Source organism: Neoluteolibacter marinus (genome assembly GCF_014904755.1).
Taxonomy (GTDB): domain Bacteria; phylum Verrucomicrobiota; class Verrucomicrobiia; order Verrucomicrobiales; family Akkermansiaceae; genus Haloferula; species Haloferula marina.
Genome location: NZ_JACZFQ010000090.1, coordinates 1 through 15,313 on the forward strand (window position 1 = coordinate 1; position 15,313 = coordinate 15,313).

Consider the following 15,313-nt stretch of genomic DNA (forward strand, 5'->3'; position numbering starts at 1 on the left):
AGGCGAAAAACATCGGCGACAGCAGCGCGAGCCTGGAAGAACGGGTGCGCTCGTATTTGGACTCGAACTGCGCGCAATGCCACCGGCCGGGAGGGGTGCGAGCGTTCTTCGACGCGCGCTTCACGACGCCGCTCAACGAGCAGCAGCTGATCCGCGGTGCGGTGGAGGCGCCGCTCAGCGGCCCCGGCGACCGGGTGATCGTGCCCGGGGACCTGGCGGGGTCGGTGCTGCGGGTTCGTCACGGGACGACGGGATCGGTGAAGATGCCGCCGGTGGCGAAGAACCAGGTGGACGAAGCGGCGGCGGGGGTGATCGCGGAGTGGATCCTGTCGCTGCCCGACGCGCCGGCGGTGAGCCTGGAAGCACCGCCATCGGCGGGCGGGCCGTTCGAGGTCGCCGTGCACTTCTCGGAGCCGGTCAGCGGCTTGAGCGCGGATGATTTCGTGGTGAGCGGGGGAACGGCGGAAAACCTGAGCGGCGGTGGTGCCGACTACACGTTCACCGTGGTCCCGGCGGGATTCGGAGAGGTCGTCATCCAGCTGCCGGCCGGCCGGGTGCAGGGTGCGGGTGAAGGCAACTTCGCGTCCGCGGAGCTGCGGGTGGGAGTGGTCGATCCGGATCTCCTGGCCTGGCTGAAGCTTGATGAAGGCAGCGGCAACTCGGCCAACGACAGTTCACCGCATGAGACTCATGGCACCCTGGTCGGGATGGAGCCGGAGGATTGGACGACGGGCCGGATCGGCGGCGGCCTGCATTTCGACGACAGCGACGAGCGGGTGACCTTGCCGAATGTCGCGCCCGGGGATTTCACCCTTTCGTTCTGGATGCGCACCAGCCGCCCCTTCACCACCACCGACACCCCGTCCGGCGGTCTCGCCATCGCGGCGGCGGACAGCCCGGGGGCCCGCAACGACTTCATGATCACCGGCACCCGCGGCGGCGGGGTGAACCGGATTTCCTTCCAGACCGGTCATGCCGACCAGTCCCCGAACACGGCCTTGCACGGCACCGTCGAGGTCAGCACCGGGGAGTGGGTCCATGTCGCCGTGACGCGGGCGCGGGCCACCGGAGAGATGCAGCTTTTCATCAACGGCCAGTTCGACGGATCGATCGCCGGCGGCAGCGATTTCCTCGATTCCAATCCGGTGCTGTCGCTCGGCGGCAATCCTGCCGGTGCCGCGGTCAGCTTCGAAGGGGACCTCGATCAGTTCCGCATCCACTCGCGGGTGCTGTCGGCGGGGGAGATCGAAGCCCTTTCCCAGGAGACCGGCGCGGTGGCGCCCTACCTCGCCTGGCTGGAGGAATGGCTGCCGGGCCTGAGCCACCTGCACGGGATGGATCTCGACATCGAGCACGACGGCCAGAGCAACTTCGCGGAGTTCGCCTTCGGCGGCGATCCCTTGCGCCCGAACGTCTTCCCGATGCCGCTCGAGCGGGCGGCGGACGGCCGGGTGACGCTGAGCTTCACCGCCCGCAAGGCGCCCGCCGGGGCGGTCTATCAGGTTCAGGTCGGCGACGACCTCAGCACCTGGGAGGACGCCGATCCGGGCATCACGGACGTGATCCGCGAGGACTACCCGGGGACGGACTACGAGAGGGTGACGGTGACCTACGAGCCGCCCACCGGGGCGGGCACGCGGTTCTTCCGGATCGAGGCGCTGCCGGAGTGAAATCCCCGCGAGGGCTTGCATTTGAGGTTTGGAATTTGGTCGACCCGGTTCCACGCTGCCCCCGTGTTCCAGATCGTTTTCAACGAAATCAGTGCGGCCGAGATTTCCCGCCTCGACACCCTCGAACAGCTCGAGCTGCTCGATGAGTTCAAGGTCACCGAAAAGGACCTGGAAGACTTCGACGGCGAGCGCTTCGGCCGGATCGAGCGCGACGGGCGGACTTTGTACCGCTTCCGGGCCAAGGACTGGCGCTTCTATTTCGAGGTCAAGGAGGGGGTGGTGATCGTTCACCGGGTGCTGCACAAGGGCACCTTCACCGACTTCGCCTTCCGTTCGAAGATCCCGATGGCCGAGGACGAGGAGCTGGCCAAGTCGAAGCACTTCTGGAAGCTCATCGACGAAGGCCGTGCGGCGCGGCGCCTTTGAGACGGGCCTTTCCGATCCGGCTCCTGTCCGATTTTGTGCTTCCCGCGGGGCGCGCCGCATTGATTAGTCTTTCGACATATGAAGTGGGGCATCTATGCGGTGATGGCGATCGTGGTGGCGTTCTCCTGGATGAAGTTCATCGATTCGGGGAAAAAGATCGAGGAGGACAAGGTGGCGCTTCAGGAAATGAAGTACGCCGACGAGCCGGAGGACGACATCAAGAGCTTTCAGGCCGACATCGAGGGACGTGAAGGGGAGAAGGTCTTCGTGGGGATCCTGCTGGCATTCCTGACCGCCGGCCTGGTGGGGATCGTTTTCGTCATCCACGTGCTGCCGGCAATCGCCCAGCGTTTCACCCACGCCGTCTACGACAGCGCCGAGATGGTCGAGCAGGACGCGATGCACAACGCCCGCGCCAAGGTCGCGCAAGGGGACTGGGAAGGGGCCATCGAGGAGTTCCGGGCCGCCGCCGCGGAGGATCCGCTCAACCGCGTCCCGTATGTCGAGATTTCGAAGATCCAGATCGAGCACCTGGAAGATGTCCAAGGAGCGGTGCAGACGCTGCGCCACGCGATCGAGGACCAGGAGTGGCAGGAGAACGATGCCGCCTACCTGATGTTCCGCCTGGCGGAGATCTACGAGACCCAGCTGGAAGACCACGCTTCGGCGGGGACGATCATGCAGCAGGTCATCGAGCAATTCCCGGAATCCCGTCACTCGGCCAACGCCCGCCACAAGCTCCGCGAGTGGGGCATGGCCTGATCCGATGAGGGCAGGGCTCCGCCAGACGGTGGAGCGCCACCCGCTGCTCTGGGCCGCGGTTCTGGCGGTCGCAGCGGTGGTGGCGGCCGACGGCAAGGTGATCGCGGGATCGCTGGCGGCTGCCATTGTCCTGGGACTGTTCCTGGTGGCCGGCCGGCCACGGGTGGCGATCTCGGCCATGCTCTGCGCGGCTGCGGCGGCCGGCTTGCATGGCTGGCGGACGATGCCGCAGGACGCCGCGCGGCGTTGGATCGAGGCCGATCGCAGCCATCCCGCGAAAGTGGTGGCGCAGGTGATTTCCGAGCCACGGTCGTCCGGCCACGGCTGGTCTGCGCTGGTGGTACTCCGCGATGGCGGCGTGCCCGGCAAGGTCTGGTGGCGGGGTGGCGGGCCGCCGGCGGCACGCGGCGAGACCATCGAGGCACGCGGCCGCTTCGTGCCGGTGCCACCGCCGCGGAATCCGGGCGAGTTCGACTTGGAAGATTGGCTCCACCGCCAGGGAGCCTGGGGCGTGTTCGAAGCGCAAGGCGTGGCGAGGTCCGTGGCGGCGCCGCCCTTTGTCGACCGGATGGCGCAGCGGTGGCGGGCGCGCTTTCGCCGCGCGGTGACGACAGGGCTGGATCCCGCAAGCCGCGAGGCGGCGGTGATCCGGGCGATGGTGCTGGGGGAGAATCCGGACGATGACGACGCCCTGATCGAATCCTACCGGTCGAGCGGGACCCTCCATGTGTTCTCGGTCAGCGGCATGCACGTGGCGATGGTCGGGGCGGTGGTGTGGCTGGTCCTGCGCTGCCTGAGGGTGCCGCGGCGGCCGGCGGTGGTGGTGATCCTGCTGGCGATGCTCGGCTACGCCTGGATCACCGGGATGAAGCCGCCGGCGACGCGGGCGGTGACCATGGCCGGGGTGCTCCTCGCCGCTTTCCTGGTGCGCCGGCGGCCGGACCTGCTCAATGCGCTGGGCCTGGCCCTGTTGATCACGCTGATGGCGGACGGGCACTTGATCTTCCGGGCCGGCGTCCAGCTTTCGTTCGGCGTGGTGCTGGCGATCGGACTGGGCATGAAGGCGGCCACCGGATGGTTTGCGGTGATCGAACGGAAGGAGCCCTACTTGCCGCTGTCCCTTTATGGCAGGTGGCGGGCGGCGTGGCTGGACCTGCGCCGCAAGGTGGCCGCGGGCTTGGGGGCGTCGTCCGCCGCGAGCATCGGGTCGCTGCCGCTGACGCTTTGGCACTTCGGTTTCGTCGCACCCATTTCGGTGCTGGCGAGCCCGCTGATCGGGCTGCCGGTCTTCATCTTGATGGCCCTGGCGTTGCTCGCGGCATTGCTGGCGCCGCTGTCGGCTGTTGGCCCGCGGATCAACCGGGTGAATGCCGGGGTCGCCTGGACCTGCACCGCCGTTGCCGAGGGTTTTGCCGCCGTGCCGGGTGGCAACTTCGCGATTCCTCTCGGGCGGCCGGCGGACGATTTCCTGATCGTCTACGACGTGGGCTACGGTGGCGGGGCGGCTTGCCTCCATGACGACGGATCCAGCGTGCTGTTCGATACCGGCAGCCAGCCGGGCTTCCGCAGGTCGGTGCTGCCCTCACTGCGGCGGATGGCCCTGCTCCCGGAGAGCCTGGTCCTGAGCCACCCGGAAAGCGGTCACGTGGGAGGTGCGGTCGAAGCGCTGGATGCGCTACCGCTGCGGCAGGTCTTGATGCCGGTGGAGCGATCGCGCAGTTCGACTTTCCGACGACTGGAAGCAGCGACGGCGGAGCGGCGGGTGGCGACAACGGTCGGGCGGGAAGGTGAGTTCTACCGCATCTCCGACGAGGCGCGCCTCGAGGTGATCCACGCGCCTGATCCGCGGGATTGGAGCGCGGTGGCCGATGAACGGGTAATGGTCGTGCGGCTTCACTGGCACGGCTGGCGGATCCTGTTCACCAGCGATGCCGGGCTGGCGACCGAGCGGGCGATGATGGAAAGCGGCCGCGACTTGCGGGCGGATGTCATCGTGGCCGGACGTCATCGGCACGACGGCTCGCTGGGCGATGACTTCCTGGCGGCGGTGAAGCCGCGGGCGATCGTCGTCACCCACGCAGATCACCCTCCGCAGGAACGCGTGCCGGACAACTGGGTCGAGGCGTGCGGGAGGGCCGGCATCCACGTCTTTCACCAGGGCCGTGCCGGCGCGGTGACGATCCTGCCGGGCGAGGACGGTGTGTTGGTGCTGCGTGGCTTTCTCGACGGCTCAAGCTTGAGCTTGCTTCCGCAACCGTAGTTGTTGGAGCGATTTGCCCTGGCTCTCCCACAGCAGTTGGAAGTCGGTCTTCGGGTAGAAGAAGGCATCCTCGGGCCATTCCAAGCGCTCGAACTTGCCGAAGGCGGCAATCTTCTCGCCGGCCCACTCGAAGTATTCGGGATGGTCGGTCTTGAACAGGAACTCGCCGCCCGGCTCAAGCGTGTCCCACACCGCCTGCAGGAAATCCTGTTGGATCAGGCGGCGGCGATGGTGGCGCAGTTTCGGCCACGGGTCCGGACAGAGCAAATGCAGGCGCGAGACCGATGCGCGCGGCAGCAACCATTCGACGGTGTAGCGGCTTTCCAGGCGCAACACGCGGGCGTTGGTCAGGCCGTGTTTGCCGATCTTCTTCGCCACCTTGCGGACCCGCCCGAGGAGGCGTTCGACGCCGAGGAAGTCGCGCTCCGGATGATGTCCCGCCATCCCCAGCAGGAACCGGCCGTCGCCGCAGCCGAGGTCGACTTCCAGCGGCCGGCCGGCGCGGACGATCTCGTCCTTCTCCAAGCGCCGGAAGAAGTCGTCGGGCATGAACTCATGGGGCTCCGGCGGGCGGGCGGGTCGTTGCATCCCTGCTTTGCAGCCCGCCGGCCGCCCGCGTGGCAAGTCCAATCCTCGGGAACTTCGCCGCCGACGACCGGGTTCCCGCTTGACGCTCTTTCGACCCCTTACCTAGCCTCCGCAATCGTAGCGGTCGCCGCGCCGGGCAGGCTGCTTTTCCCAATCGCACACTCTCGCACCATCGTGGACCTCAAGGAAATCCGCAAGATCGTCGAGCTCATGAACGAGCACGACCTCACCCTCTTCGACATGTCGAAGGAAGGCTTTCACCTGAAACTCCGCAAGGGGCCCGACCTCGACTCGATGCGCGGGCTGCTTGCCAGCATGCCCGCCCCGGCCGCCGCCTACGCCGCTCCAGCCGCTGCCCCGGCACCTGCCGCGGCAGCATCCGCGCCGGCGTCCCCGGCCGGCGAGGAAGGGGTGGCGATCACCTCGCCGATGGTTGGCACGTTCTACCGCAAGCCCGGCCCGGATTCACCGGAGTTCGTGAATGTCGGCGATGTGGTCAGCGAGGGCCAGGTCGTCTGCATCATCGAGGCGATGAAGGTGATGAACGAGATCAAGGCCGAGAAGTCGGGCACGATCACTTCCATCCTGGTGGACGACGGCACCCCGGTTCAATTCGGCGACGCCCTGTTCCGCATCAAGTGAGCTTGAGGTTTTCACTGCAGGAGCCCTCCCGCTGACAGCCCGCAACCAATTCCCATGTTCAAGCGCGTCCTTGTCGCCAACCGCGGCGAAATTGCCCTCCGGATCATTCGTGCCTGCCGCGAACTCGGGGTGGAATCCGTCGCCGTCTATTCCGAGGCGGATGTCGATTCCATGCACGTCCACCTCGCCGACGAGTCGGTCTGCATCGGCCCGGCATCGAGCAAGGAGAGCTACCTGAAGGCGGATCGCATCATTGCGGCGGCCGAAATCACCGAGGCGGAAGCGATTCATCCCGGCTACGGCTTCCTTTCCGAAAACGCCCGCTTCGCCGAGATCTGCGAGAGCTGCAATTTCCAATTCATCGGGCCCTCGGCCAAGGTGATCTCCACCATGGGTGACAAGGCCACGGCCCGCGCCACCGCCTTGGCCAACGGCGTGCCGGTCACGCCCGGGTCGGAGATCCTCTCCGATGCCAAGGAAGGCCTCGCCGAGGCCAAACGCATCGGCTTCCCGGTGATGATCAAGGCCACGGCGGGCGGCGGCGGCCGGGGCATGCGGCCCTGCTTCAAGGAGGAGGATTTCCTCGCCCAGTTCCAGGCGGCCTCCAACGAAGCCGCGGTCGCGTTCGGCAACGGCGAGTGCTACCTCGAAAAGCTGGTGCTCAACCCGCACCACGTCGAGTTCCAGGTGATTGCCGACCGCCACGGGAATTTCATCCAGCTTGGCGAGCGCGACTGCTCGATGCAGCGGCGCAACCAGAAGATCATCGAAGAGTGCCCGTCGCCTTTGCTGGGTCCCGACCTCCGCGCCCGCATGGCCGAGGCGTCGGTGAACCTGATCAAGAACATCGGCTACGAAAACGCCGGGACCATTGAGTATCTCGTCGATGAGAAGGGCGAGAACTTCTACTTCATGGAGATGAACACCCGCATCCAGGTGGAGCATCCCGTGACGGAAGAGGTGATGGGCTGCGAGCTGATCAAGGAGCAGATCCGCATCGCCGCCGGCGAGCCGCTGTCCGAGCACGTCCTCAATTCCACGCCCCGCGGCCACTCGATCGAGTGCCGGATCAACGCCGAGGATCCCTTCAACAATTTCTGCCCCAGCCCCGGCACCATCGACATGTGGTACGCCCCCGGCGGCAAGGGCGTCCGGGTCGACACCCACGTCTATTCGGGGTACTCGGTGCCACCGCATTACGACTCGATGATCGCCAAGCTGATCGTCACCGGCGCGACCCGCGACATCGCCATCTCCCGCATGCGGCGGGCCCTCGGTGAGTTCATGATCCGCGGGATCAAGACGACGATCCCGTTCCAGCAGGAAATCATCGATCATCCCGATTTCGCGGCCGGCACCTACGACATCGGCTGGGTTGCCCGCTATTTGGAAGAGCGGGGGGCATGAAGGAGTGGTTCCGGATGTGGCCAGCCGGCGAAGCGATCGCTTTCACCCGATGACCCTCGCTGGTCAGCTTTATGCCATTCTCGATCTGGGCTACGTCCCGGCCGAGGCTGCCGCGGAGGTAACCCGGGCCTTGCTTGCCGGTGGCGCCGGTCTCCTCCAGCTCCGCGCCAAGGGGCATCCGCCGGAAGAGATCGAAGCCCTCGCTTGCCAGCTGTTGCCGCTTTGCCGAGCCGCAGGGGTTCCCTTCATCGTCAACGATTACCCGGACATTGCTGCCCGCGTCGGGGCGGATGGGGTTCACATCGGCCAGGACGACGGCGCGCTGGCTCCGGTTCGCGAGGTGATGGGCCCCGGAAAGATCATCGGCCGCTCGACCCACTCGCCCATGCAGGCGCGAGCTGCGCTCGAAGAGGGATTCGACTACATCGGGTTCGGACCGCTTTTCCCGACGCCTACCAAATTGGGTCGACCCGGCATCGGTCTTTCCGACATCGCCGCGGTTCAGTCCGAGGTCGGCCGCGAGATCCCGGTCTTCTGCATCGGCGGTATCAAGCGCGATAACCTGCCCGAAGTTCTTTCCGCCGGAGCTCGCAACGTCGTCATCGTCTCCGACCTCCTCACCGCTCCGGACGTCCAGATCGCCACTCGTCAGGTATCGCAAGCCATCGCTGCCGCGTCACTGGCCGGGGATCGCTGATCAGTTGGCACTTTCCCTCCTTGGCGCTTGGCACCCGCCAACGGCGTCTTCAGCTTCGCTCCATGCCCGCCTCGCTTCCCATTGTCGTCGGAGGAACCATCGCCATCGACAACGTCAAGACGCCCTTTGCCGACGAGACCGAACTGCTCGGTGGTTCCGCGGCCTACGCCGCCCTCGCGGCTTCGTTTTATGCCGAAACCGTCCATTTGGTCGGCATCATCGGCAAGGACTTCCCGGCCCGCCATCTCGACATGCTGGAAGCACGGGGAATCTCGCTTGAAGGCGTCGAACGGTCCTCCGGTGATTCCTTCACCTGGTCCGGCGAGTATTTCAACAACATGAACGAGCGCACTACCCACCGTGTCGGCCTCAACGTCCTGGAGAGCTGGAAGGTGAAGGTTCACACGTCTTCCTCCGCCGCACCCATCGTGGTCTTGGCCAATATGTCGCCGGACAACCAGCTCGAGATGCTGGAGCAGTGCCAGGCAGCGGATCGCTTTGTCATTGCCGATACCATGGACCTGTGGATCGAGATCGCCAACGAACGGCTCCACGACGTCCTCAAGCAAATCGACCTGTTTGTCATCAACGACAGCGAGGCCCGGGAATTCACCGGCACCTCCAACTTGCTCGAAGCGGGTCGCATCCTCCTCGCAAAGGGCCCGAGGCACGTGGTCATCAAGCTCGGCGAATACGGATCGATGTTCTTTTCGGGGACCGCCGACGACCATGAGTTCTTCCGCGGGCACGCTTACCCGATCGAGACCCTGGCCGATCCCACCGGAGCGGGAGACACCTTTCTCGGGGCCCTCGCTGGGTTCCTCGCGGCCAAGGGCTCGACCCAGCCGGACTTTGACACCCTGCGTCGTGCGGTTGTCCACGGCTCCGTTGTGGCCTCATTCACCTGCGAGGCCTTCTCCACCCGTCGCCTGGAGGCCCTTGAACAAGCGGACTTGGACTCGCGCATGGAGCATTTCCGGGCGGTGACCGCCTGGTAGGTGCCTGGAGGGGGAATCGCTACGCCGTGAAGCGTCGGCGCGATGCTAGGAGACACCGGAAGCCCTGCTCTTGCGCGTGCCAGTCGCGTGAATGGCGAAGGTTTTTTCAAAATGGCGATCTATGCTCGCTGCTGGCCTGCAACGCCGGGAATCTCCGTTGCATCGGATTCCGAATTGGATGGTCGACAACGAAAGTCTTCAACGTGGGCATGTTTCCCCACGAGCGGGGAGAATTGGTCACCAGAAGCCTGGAATCCGGGCTCGAAACGACATGTTGGCAAACAATCCGGCGTGAATTCTGCGGCTGAGGCACTCCCAGACTGGACCTTCCTGTTTGATTTGGAGCGGGGCCGCAAAATCGGACATTTTGAAAAAACCAAGCCTCGATCGTCGGGTAAAATCCCGGATTCGAGCGATCAGGAATGAACCCAAGAATGATCTCATTCAATGCTTCCCCCAATCTCGCAAGTCCCTGAAAACCCGCGTTTAGTCCCCCGTCCAATAATTTCCTTGCGATCCCGACAAGAATCGTCGTCAATGTCTCTTGTGGATCAGAAATCCGGTGAAAAACGACGTGGCGTTACGAACGTGCCACCCGCCATCACGGTTTTTTGCTCGACGAAAACCAAAACCGTACCTAAACCCAACCTCGTCATGAAACCAATCATTCCCTTTGCGCTGCTCGGAGCGCTTCTTGCTGTCGGGGCAGCCAATGCTGCCGTCACGGATCCTGTGGGCTATATCTCGCACACAGTTGCCGGGAACGTTGCCGCCCTGCCAACGGGGGCGGACACCTACCTTGGCCCTGTTTTGACCAATTCGATCGATTTTGCAGGGCAGACGACTGTTGACCCCTCCGGTTTGACGACTCTTACCTTTGCCGGCGGAGTTCCGGAGGATCTGAACAGTGCATCGTATTTGGAAATCACTTCAGAAACTCAAGAAGGATGGTGGTCGCAGATCGTTAGCTCGACCGCCACCACCATTGTGATCAATGATGCAGTTCCAACAGTTGGAGGAAATGTAAGTGTAGCAATTCGTCGGATTACCACTATCCAAGATTTTCTTGGGGCCAATGCTCCCGGGTTGGCGGATGATTCCGGGACCCCAGATGAGGTCATTATTGTCGATCCAGTGACTCAAGCTGCTAAGACGGTGGTTTACACGCTCACGAACGGTCCTGTTGAGCCTGCTACATGGGTGGATTTCGTGACTTACGAAGATGAGTCAGATTACCCCCTATTTCCAGGGACGGGAGTTATCATTCGCAATTATTCTGCCGGCGAAAAGACTTTCACGTCTGTAGGTGACGTGAAAACGGGCAAGACTCAGGTCGATGTCCTGCTTGGGGATAATTTCATTGCTCCTCCTTACGCAGTTGGCAATAGCTTTAATCAGATGGATTTGGCTACACAGTTGCTCGATCAGTCCGACGAAGTGATTACGCTGAATGCAGCTCAAGCGGCGACCACATATTACTCGTATGACGATGGTTCTACGACGGAAATGGTTGACTTCGTGACATACGAGCCGAAGGGGACTGTTGAAATCAAGGAGGGTACCGGAATGATCGTTCGCAGGCCGGCCGGTAGTCCATCGACGATCACATTCCCTGCTCAGGTGATCGCTGAATAATAAGCCACTTCACTGAAAGCAAATCCGTTCCTGTTAATAAAGTCATGAAAAAACTAGTTATTACCCTACTGGCGGCGATGTCGTCGTTCGCCTTTGGTTCGACAGTTGCAATTGGAGGGCCGCCCGCCAACCGCTTGGGGGTGCAGGCAGCTGCTGGTGGTGAACTGCTCACTGGGACAAGTTCATATTACCTCACTGTGGGCACATATGGCACGGCTCCTGTTGTGAATGATTTGGCATCATTCATGGCGGCAGTGAGTGATTTTGTGCCGTTGACCGCAGTCGGTGGCGCTGTAGTCACACTCGGATCTGCTGACGCCGGGACGATCAGCGGAAGCTTCGTTGGTGTTGGGCCCGATGCGTTGAGTTCGGCTCCAATCTATATTTTCCTGTCGAATACAGCGGATTACACATTGGCGACGGAGATCGCTGTTCTCCGAGCATCGACTCAAGTGTTTGCGAATCCTGTCTCTGGTTCGGGATCTGTCACCGTTACCCCTTCGGTCTCTGGACTCGTTGGTGTTGTGGGGCAAATTACAGATGTCGCCACTGGCACTGATTATGTGACAATGGTCCAAGCTGTTCCTGAACCTTCGATTGCTCTTCTGGGTGCGTTGGGACTTTTTGGTCTGGTTCGCCGCCGTCGATAATTATTTCAGCGGTTTAGGATTTACTACACTGTCCAAGGGAGTCGGCGATTGCCGACTCCCTTTTTTTTGAACAATAGGCTCTCGATTCCTTTCGAGGTGATATCAGGAAATGGAGATATTACTTGGAGTTTCGTGTTCCTTTTGGGCGAAACCCGAAGGATGTACATTTAGCGCTATTCTGCTGCAAAGATGAGAGCTCGGAAATGGATACAGTTTTGAAGTTGCCCGAGACAGCAGCAAATCATCGAGCCAAGAGTTGATTGGAAGATTCTGGGCACATTTTTGGAGAAATCTGATGATCAGAATCGGTTTCTCTGGAGACTTGTCTCACCGACCCCAAGCAATATGAATGCAAAACATTTCCTGGCGGCCGCCTGCGTCGCTTCGCTCGGATTCTCCTCTGCCATCGCTGGTGGTGAAGGTTGGACCCACGACTATACCGCTGCCAAGAAGCAGGCGGCGGATGAAAGCAAGGACCTCCTCATGGATTTCACCGGCTCGGACTGGTGTGGCTGGTGCATCAAGCTGAACGAGGAAGTCTTCAGCCACGATCCCTTCAAGGAAGGGGTGAAGGACAAGTTCGTCCTGGTGGAACTCGACTACCCGCGCGACAAATCGCTCGTTTCCGAGGAAACCCAGAAGCAGAACAAGGAACTCCAGGCCAAGTATGCGATCAAGGGCTACCCGACGATCCTGCTGGCCGATCCGGACGGCAAGCCATATGCCCGGACGGGCTATCAAGCCGGTGGGCCGGAGAAGTATGTCTCTCATCTCGACGAACTTCGTGCCAAGAAAGACACCCGCGACCAGGCTTTCGCTGATGCCGCGAAGGCGAGTGGGGTGGAAAAGGCGAAGCTGCTGATTTCGGCCCTCGACGCCATGGGGCTCGAGGAAGCCGTCGTGGGCAACTTCTACTCCGAGGTGGTTGATCAGATCAAAACCGCCGATCCGGAGGACGAGACCGGCTACCTTGCCAAACTTGAGGCCAAGGAGAAGTTTGCGGCCTTCGAGCAGGAGCTCAACGGCTTCGCCGCCAAGCAGGACATGGACGGGGCGCTTGCCTTCGTCGAGAAGTCCGTGCAATCGGGTGATTTCGAGGGGGAAACCAAGCAGCAAATGATTGCCACCAAGGCGATGATTCTCGCCCGGATGGAGAAGTTCGATGAAGCGATTGCCGCCATCGACGAAGCCAAGGCCGTGGCTCCCGACAGCGAAACCGCCGGCCATCTCGATGGCTTCAAGGCGCAGTTGGAGAAGGCCAAGGACAAGGCGAAGGGGGAAGCAGCCGAGTAGGCACGACTCCAGAACCCGATGATCTTGGCGCTGTCCGGCTTGTGAAGCCGGACAGCGCTTTCTTCTTTTTGGGGGGCATGGAGGGCAGAGGTCTCAAGTTCTGTACGGGGATACCACCGATTCCGGTGGTCGGACCGACGTCGCCGGATCAATGCAGTCGGGTCGCATTTTTGTTCGAGTGAACATCTTTTTCTTTGACGCTTCAGGTTCTGCCTGCGACAAGCACCAGCGAACAAACGAACACCATGGCCAAGATCACCGAAGACCCCTCCAGCAAGCTCGCCGATGCCCGCAAACGGAACCTCGACCTCGCGATTTCCAGCATCCAGAAGGAGTTCGGCGAAGCCGCCATCATGCGAATGGGCGATGGCAACCGTGTCGATGTGGATGTAATTCCGACCGGTAACCTCCTGATCGACCGGGCACTCGGGGTCGGTGGTTTCCCGCGTGGCAGGATCATCGAGGTGTTCGGTCCGGAATCTTCCGGCAAGACGACCCTGACCCTGACGGCCATCGCCCAGGCCCAGAAAAAGGGGGGGCTGGCGGCTTTCATCGACGTCGAACACGCGCTGGATCCCCAGTACGCGAAGATGCTCGGGGTCAATCTGGACGATCTTCTGGTCTCCCAGCCGTCGTCGGGCGAAGAAGCCTTGCAGATTTGCGAGGCGCTCGTCCGCTCCAATGCCATTGACGTGGTCGTGCTCGACTCGGTGGCGGCTCTCGTCACCAAGCAAGAACTCGATGGCGAGATCGGCGATTCGACCGTGGGTGCCCAGGCCCGCCTGATGAGTGCGGCCATGCGGAAGCTGACGAGCTTCATCTCGAAGGCCCGCACGGTATGCATCTTCACCAACCAGATCCGGGAAAAGATCGGCGTGATGTTCGGCAACCCGGAAACAACGCCTGGTGGCCGGGCCTTGAAGTTCTTTGCCTCGGTGCGCATCGACATCCGCCGGATCGGCCAGATCAAGGCAACCGACGGGTCGGTTCAAGGCAACCGCACCAAGATCAAGATCGTGAAGAACAAGGTGGCCCCACCGTTCACCGACTGCGAGTTCGACATCATGTACAACGAGGGTATTTCCTCGGTGGGGTCGCTCCTCGATTTGGCCTTGGAGATGGACCTCATCCAGAAGCGCGGTTCGTGGTTCGCCTACAACGGTTCCCAATTGGCCCAAGGACGCGATGCTGCGAAGGAGGCACTCAAGGCCGACGAAGCGCTCTACAACGAGATCACCGAAAAGGTTCGCGAGAAGCTCGACGAGGCGAAGAAGAAGTAGTTCCGATTCGACGGGGGCGGGCTATCGGCCAGCCCCCCCGATCCGTCTTGGGACGATGCTCTGCCAAAGGGTCGGCTGCTTTGGCAGGCCGAACCATTCCACGACTTTGGCGCCCATTTGGGTCCCGCTGATGGGTCGTCCGTCCGCGGGATCGGTTCAAGGCGGCGTCAGGAATCGTAAGGTAGCTCGCCGGGAGGGACGCCGACAAAGTCGGGCGGTGGAAGTTCGGGCAAACGGCGTGCAGGGATCGTCGTCCAGCCGAGCTCCAGCGCTTTGCAAACCCGGTGCATGCCATCCATGACGCGCCCGGAGGGGTCGATGAGGATGGGATGGGCTAGGTCGGCGGCCTGGATCAAGCGGGCATGGGTGGCGACCTTCCTGCAGGTGGGAACTTCGTCCCCGGGTGTGAACCAGAACGATTCGTCGAGTTCGCGGATGGCAGCGAGAAGCAGGTCGAACGTCGGCAGGTTGGCTGATTTCTCAATCAGCTTCAGGATGTCCCAAGCGAGCAACCCGCGATCGGAATCCCGGAGGTGGTACTGCGGTCGGAGTCCTGGACTCCCGGCTTCGGAAAACAGCGATTCGACGGCGTAGGGCAACGCGAGTTCGGGCATTTCGCTCCGGTGGAAGAAGCGGAGGCTTTTGGTTTCGTCGTCCCGCCAAGCCCCAGGCTGCTGTTCAACCTGACAGCGGAAGAGCGTGATCGCATACTCCACCTGATCCCCGTTCCGATAGGTGTGGCGGAACGCCTGGCCGCCGAGGACATCAACGGGATGGCATTCGAGCACCCGATAACCGGTTTCCTCGAAAACTTCCCGGCGGACCGCTTCTTGCGGAGATTCGCCCGGCTCGATGGCTCCCGCAGGCAAGCTCCAGGAGCCGTCCTTCTTTTCCTGGAGCAGCAAGCGACCAAGACCATCGTGAATGACCGCCGCCACCGACGGGATGATCAAAAGGTCATTCCCGATCGCGGCCCTGAGCTTCCGGTAATACGGCGACATGCCA

At 62.5% G+C, this 15,313-nt stretch carries 15 protein-coding genes; 13 read left to right on the forward strand and 2 right to left on the reverse strand.

What is annotated here, in order from left to right:
• From IG178_RS16785 to IG178_RS16800, 4 genes are all read left to right on the forward strand, one after another.
• Positions 1 to 1,670: LamG-like jellyroll fold domain-containing protein (locus tag IG178_RS16785; protein WP_226895519.1), on the forward strand; the 1,670-nt coding region annotated here is incomplete at its 5' end.
• A 63-nt stretch (positions 1,671 to 1,733) separates the two neighbouring features.
• Positions 1,734 to 2,096 (forward strand): hypothetical protein, encoded by a 363-nt coding sequence (locus IG178_RS16790; RefSeq protein WP_193213731.1) that lies wholly within the window; start codon positions 1,734 to 1,736, stop codon positions 2,094 to 2,096.
• 78 nt (positions 2,097 to 2,174) lie between these two features.
• On the forward strand, positions 2,175 to 2,858 hold the full coding sequence (locus tag IG178_RS16795; protein ID WP_193213732.1) for a tetratricopeptide repeat protein: 684 nt from the start codon (positions 2,175 to 2,177) through the stop codon (positions 2,856 to 2,858).
• A 4-nt stretch (positions 2,859 to 2,862) separates the two neighbouring features.
• A complete protein-coding gene (locus IG178_RS16800; protein WP_193213733.1) occupies positions 2,863 to 5,118 on the forward strand; it encodes a ComEC/Rec2 family competence protein in 2,256 nt (751 codons plus the stop codon).
• Here IG178_RS16800 and trmB read toward each other — a convergent pair.
• Positions 5,089 to 5,706, reverse strand: a complete 618-nt coding sequence (gene trmB, locus IG178_RS16805; RefSeq protein WP_193213734.1) for a tRNA (guanosine(46)-N7)-methyltransferase TrmB — start codon at positions 5,704 to 5,706, stop codon at positions 5,089 to 5,091. The genes IG178_RS16800 and trmB overlap by 30 nt on opposite strands.
• 174 nt (positions 5,707 to 5,880) lie before the next feature.
• Between trmB and accB the strand changes: the two genes are divergently transcribed.
• The 9 genes from accB to recA all read left to right on the forward strand — a co-directional run bounded on the left by accB (position 5,881) and on the right by recA (position 14,308).
• Positions 5,881 to 6,348, forward strand: coding sequence for an acetyl-CoA carboxylase biotin carboxyl carrier protein (gene accB, locus IG178_RS16810; protein ID WP_193213735.1), 468 nt, complete (start codon positions 5,881 to 5,883; stop codon positions 6,346 to 6,348).
• A gap of 54 nt (positions 6,349 to 6,402) precedes the next feature.
• Positions 6,403 to 7,755, forward strand: a complete 1,353-nt coding sequence (accC, locus tag IG178_RS16815; RefSeq protein ID WP_193213736.1) for an acetyl-CoA carboxylase biotin carboxylase subunit — start codon at positions 6,403 to 6,405, stop codon at positions 7,753 to 7,755.
• Positions 7,756 to 7,804: 49 nt separating this feature from the next.
• Positions 7,805 to 8,452 (forward strand): thiamine phosphate synthase, encoded by a 648-nt coding sequence (gene thiE / locus IG178_RS16820; protein WP_193213737.1) that lies wholly within the window; start codon positions 7,805 to 7,807, stop codon positions 8,450 to 8,452.
• A 62-nt stretch (positions 8,453 to 8,514) separates the two neighbouring features.
• The gene (locus IG178_RS16825; RefSeq protein WP_193213738.1) at positions 8,515 to 9,450 is read left to right on the forward strand and encodes a PfkB family carbohydrate kinase; all 936 of its coding nucleotides are present in this window, start codon (positions 8,515 to 8,517) and stop codon (positions 9,448 to 9,450) included.
• A 42-nt stretch (positions 9,451 to 9,492) separates the two neighbouring features.
• On the forward strand, positions 9,493 to 9,876 hold the full coding sequence (locus IG178_RS16830; protein ID WP_193213739.1) for a hypothetical protein: 384 nt from the start codon (positions 9,493 to 9,495) through the stop codon (positions 9,874 to 9,876).
• Between the two features lie 228 nt (positions 9,877 to 10,104).
• Positions 10,105 to 11,085, forward strand: a complete 981-nt coding sequence (locus IG178_RS16835) for a hypothetical protein (protein ID WP_193213740.1) — start codon at positions 10,105 to 10,107, stop codon at positions 11,083 to 11,085.
• Between the two features lie 44 nt (positions 11,086 to 11,129).
• On the forward strand, positions 11,130 to 11,735 hold the full coding sequence (locus tag IG178_RS16840) for a PEP-CTERM sorting domain-containing protein (RefSeq protein WP_193213741.1): 606 nt from the start codon (positions 11,130 to 11,132) through the stop codon (positions 11,733 to 11,735).
• A gap of 345 nt (positions 11,736 to 12,080) precedes the next feature.
• On the forward strand, positions 12,081 to 13,028 hold the full coding sequence (locus tag IG178_RS16845) for a thioredoxin family protein (RefSeq protein ID WP_193213742.1): 948 nt from the start codon (positions 12,081 to 12,083) through the stop codon (positions 13,026 to 13,028).
• Positions 13,029 to 13,273: 245 nt separating this feature from the next.
• Positions 13,274 to 14,308 (forward strand): recombinase RecA, encoded by a 1,035-nt coding sequence (recA, locus tag IG178_RS16850; RefSeq protein WP_193213743.1) that lies wholly within the window; start codon positions 13,274 to 13,276, stop codon positions 14,306 to 14,308.
• 167 nt (positions 14,309 to 14,475) lie between these two features.
• Here the strand turns inward: recA and IG178_RS26445 are convergent, their stop codons facing one another.
• On the reverse strand, positions 14,476 to 15,309 hold the full coding sequence (locus IG178_RS26445) for an NUDIX domain-containing protein (RefSeq protein ID WP_226895521.1): 834 nt from the start codon (positions 15,307 to 15,309) through the stop codon (positions 14,476 to 14,478).
• Positions 15,310 to 15,313 lie beyond the last annotated feature (4 nt).

Bases quoted from the DNA above. Each gene is read 5' to 3' on its own strand.
- IG178_RS16795 (WP_193213732.1), top strand. From the start codon at position 2,175: ATGAAGTGGGGCATCTATGCGGTGATGGCGATCGTGGTGGCGTTCTCC.
- IG178_RS16800 (WP_193213733.1), top strand. From the start codon at position 2,863: ATGAGGGCAGGGCTCCGCCAGACGGTGGAGCGCCACCCGCTGCTCTGG.
- trmB (WP_193213734.1), bottom strand. From the start codon at position 5,706: ATGCAACGACCCGCCCGCCCGCCGGAGCCCCATGAGTTCATGCCCGAC.
- accC (WP_193213736.1), top strand. From the start codon at position 6,403: ATGTTCAAGCGCGTCCTTGTCGCCAACCGCGGCGAAATTGCCCTCCGG.
- thiE (WP_193213737.1), top strand. From the start codon at position 7,805: ATGACCCTCGCTGGTCAGCTTTATGCCATTCTCGATCTGGGCTACGTC.
- IG178_RS16825 (WP_193213738.1), top strand. From the start codon at position 8,515: ATGCCCGCCTCGCTTCCCATTGTCGTCGGAGGAACCATCGCCATCGAC.
- IG178_RS16830 (WP_193213739.1), top strand. From the start codon at position 9,493: ATGCTAGGAGACACCGGAAGCCCTGCTCTTGCGCGTGCCAGTCGCGTG.
- IG178_RS16835 (WP_193213740.1), top strand. From the start codon at position 10,105: ATGAAACCAATCATTCCCTTTGCGCTGCTCGGAGCGCTTCTTGCTGTC.
- IG178_RS16840 (WP_193213741.1), top strand. From the start codon at position 11,130: ATGAAAAAACTAGTTATTACCCTACTGGCGGCGATGTCGTCGTTCGCC.
- IG178_RS16845 (WP_193213742.1), top strand. From the start codon at position 12,081: ATGAATGCAAAACATTTCCTGGCGGCCGCCTGCGTCGCTTCGCTCGGA.
- recA (WP_193213743.1), top strand. From the start codon at position 13,274: ATGGCCAAGATCACCGAAGACCCCTCCAGCAAGCTCGCCGATGCCCGC.
- IG178_RS26445 (WP_226895521.1), bottom strand. From the start codon at position 15,309: ATGTCGCCGTATTACCGGAAGCTCAGGGCCGCGATCGGGAATGACCTT.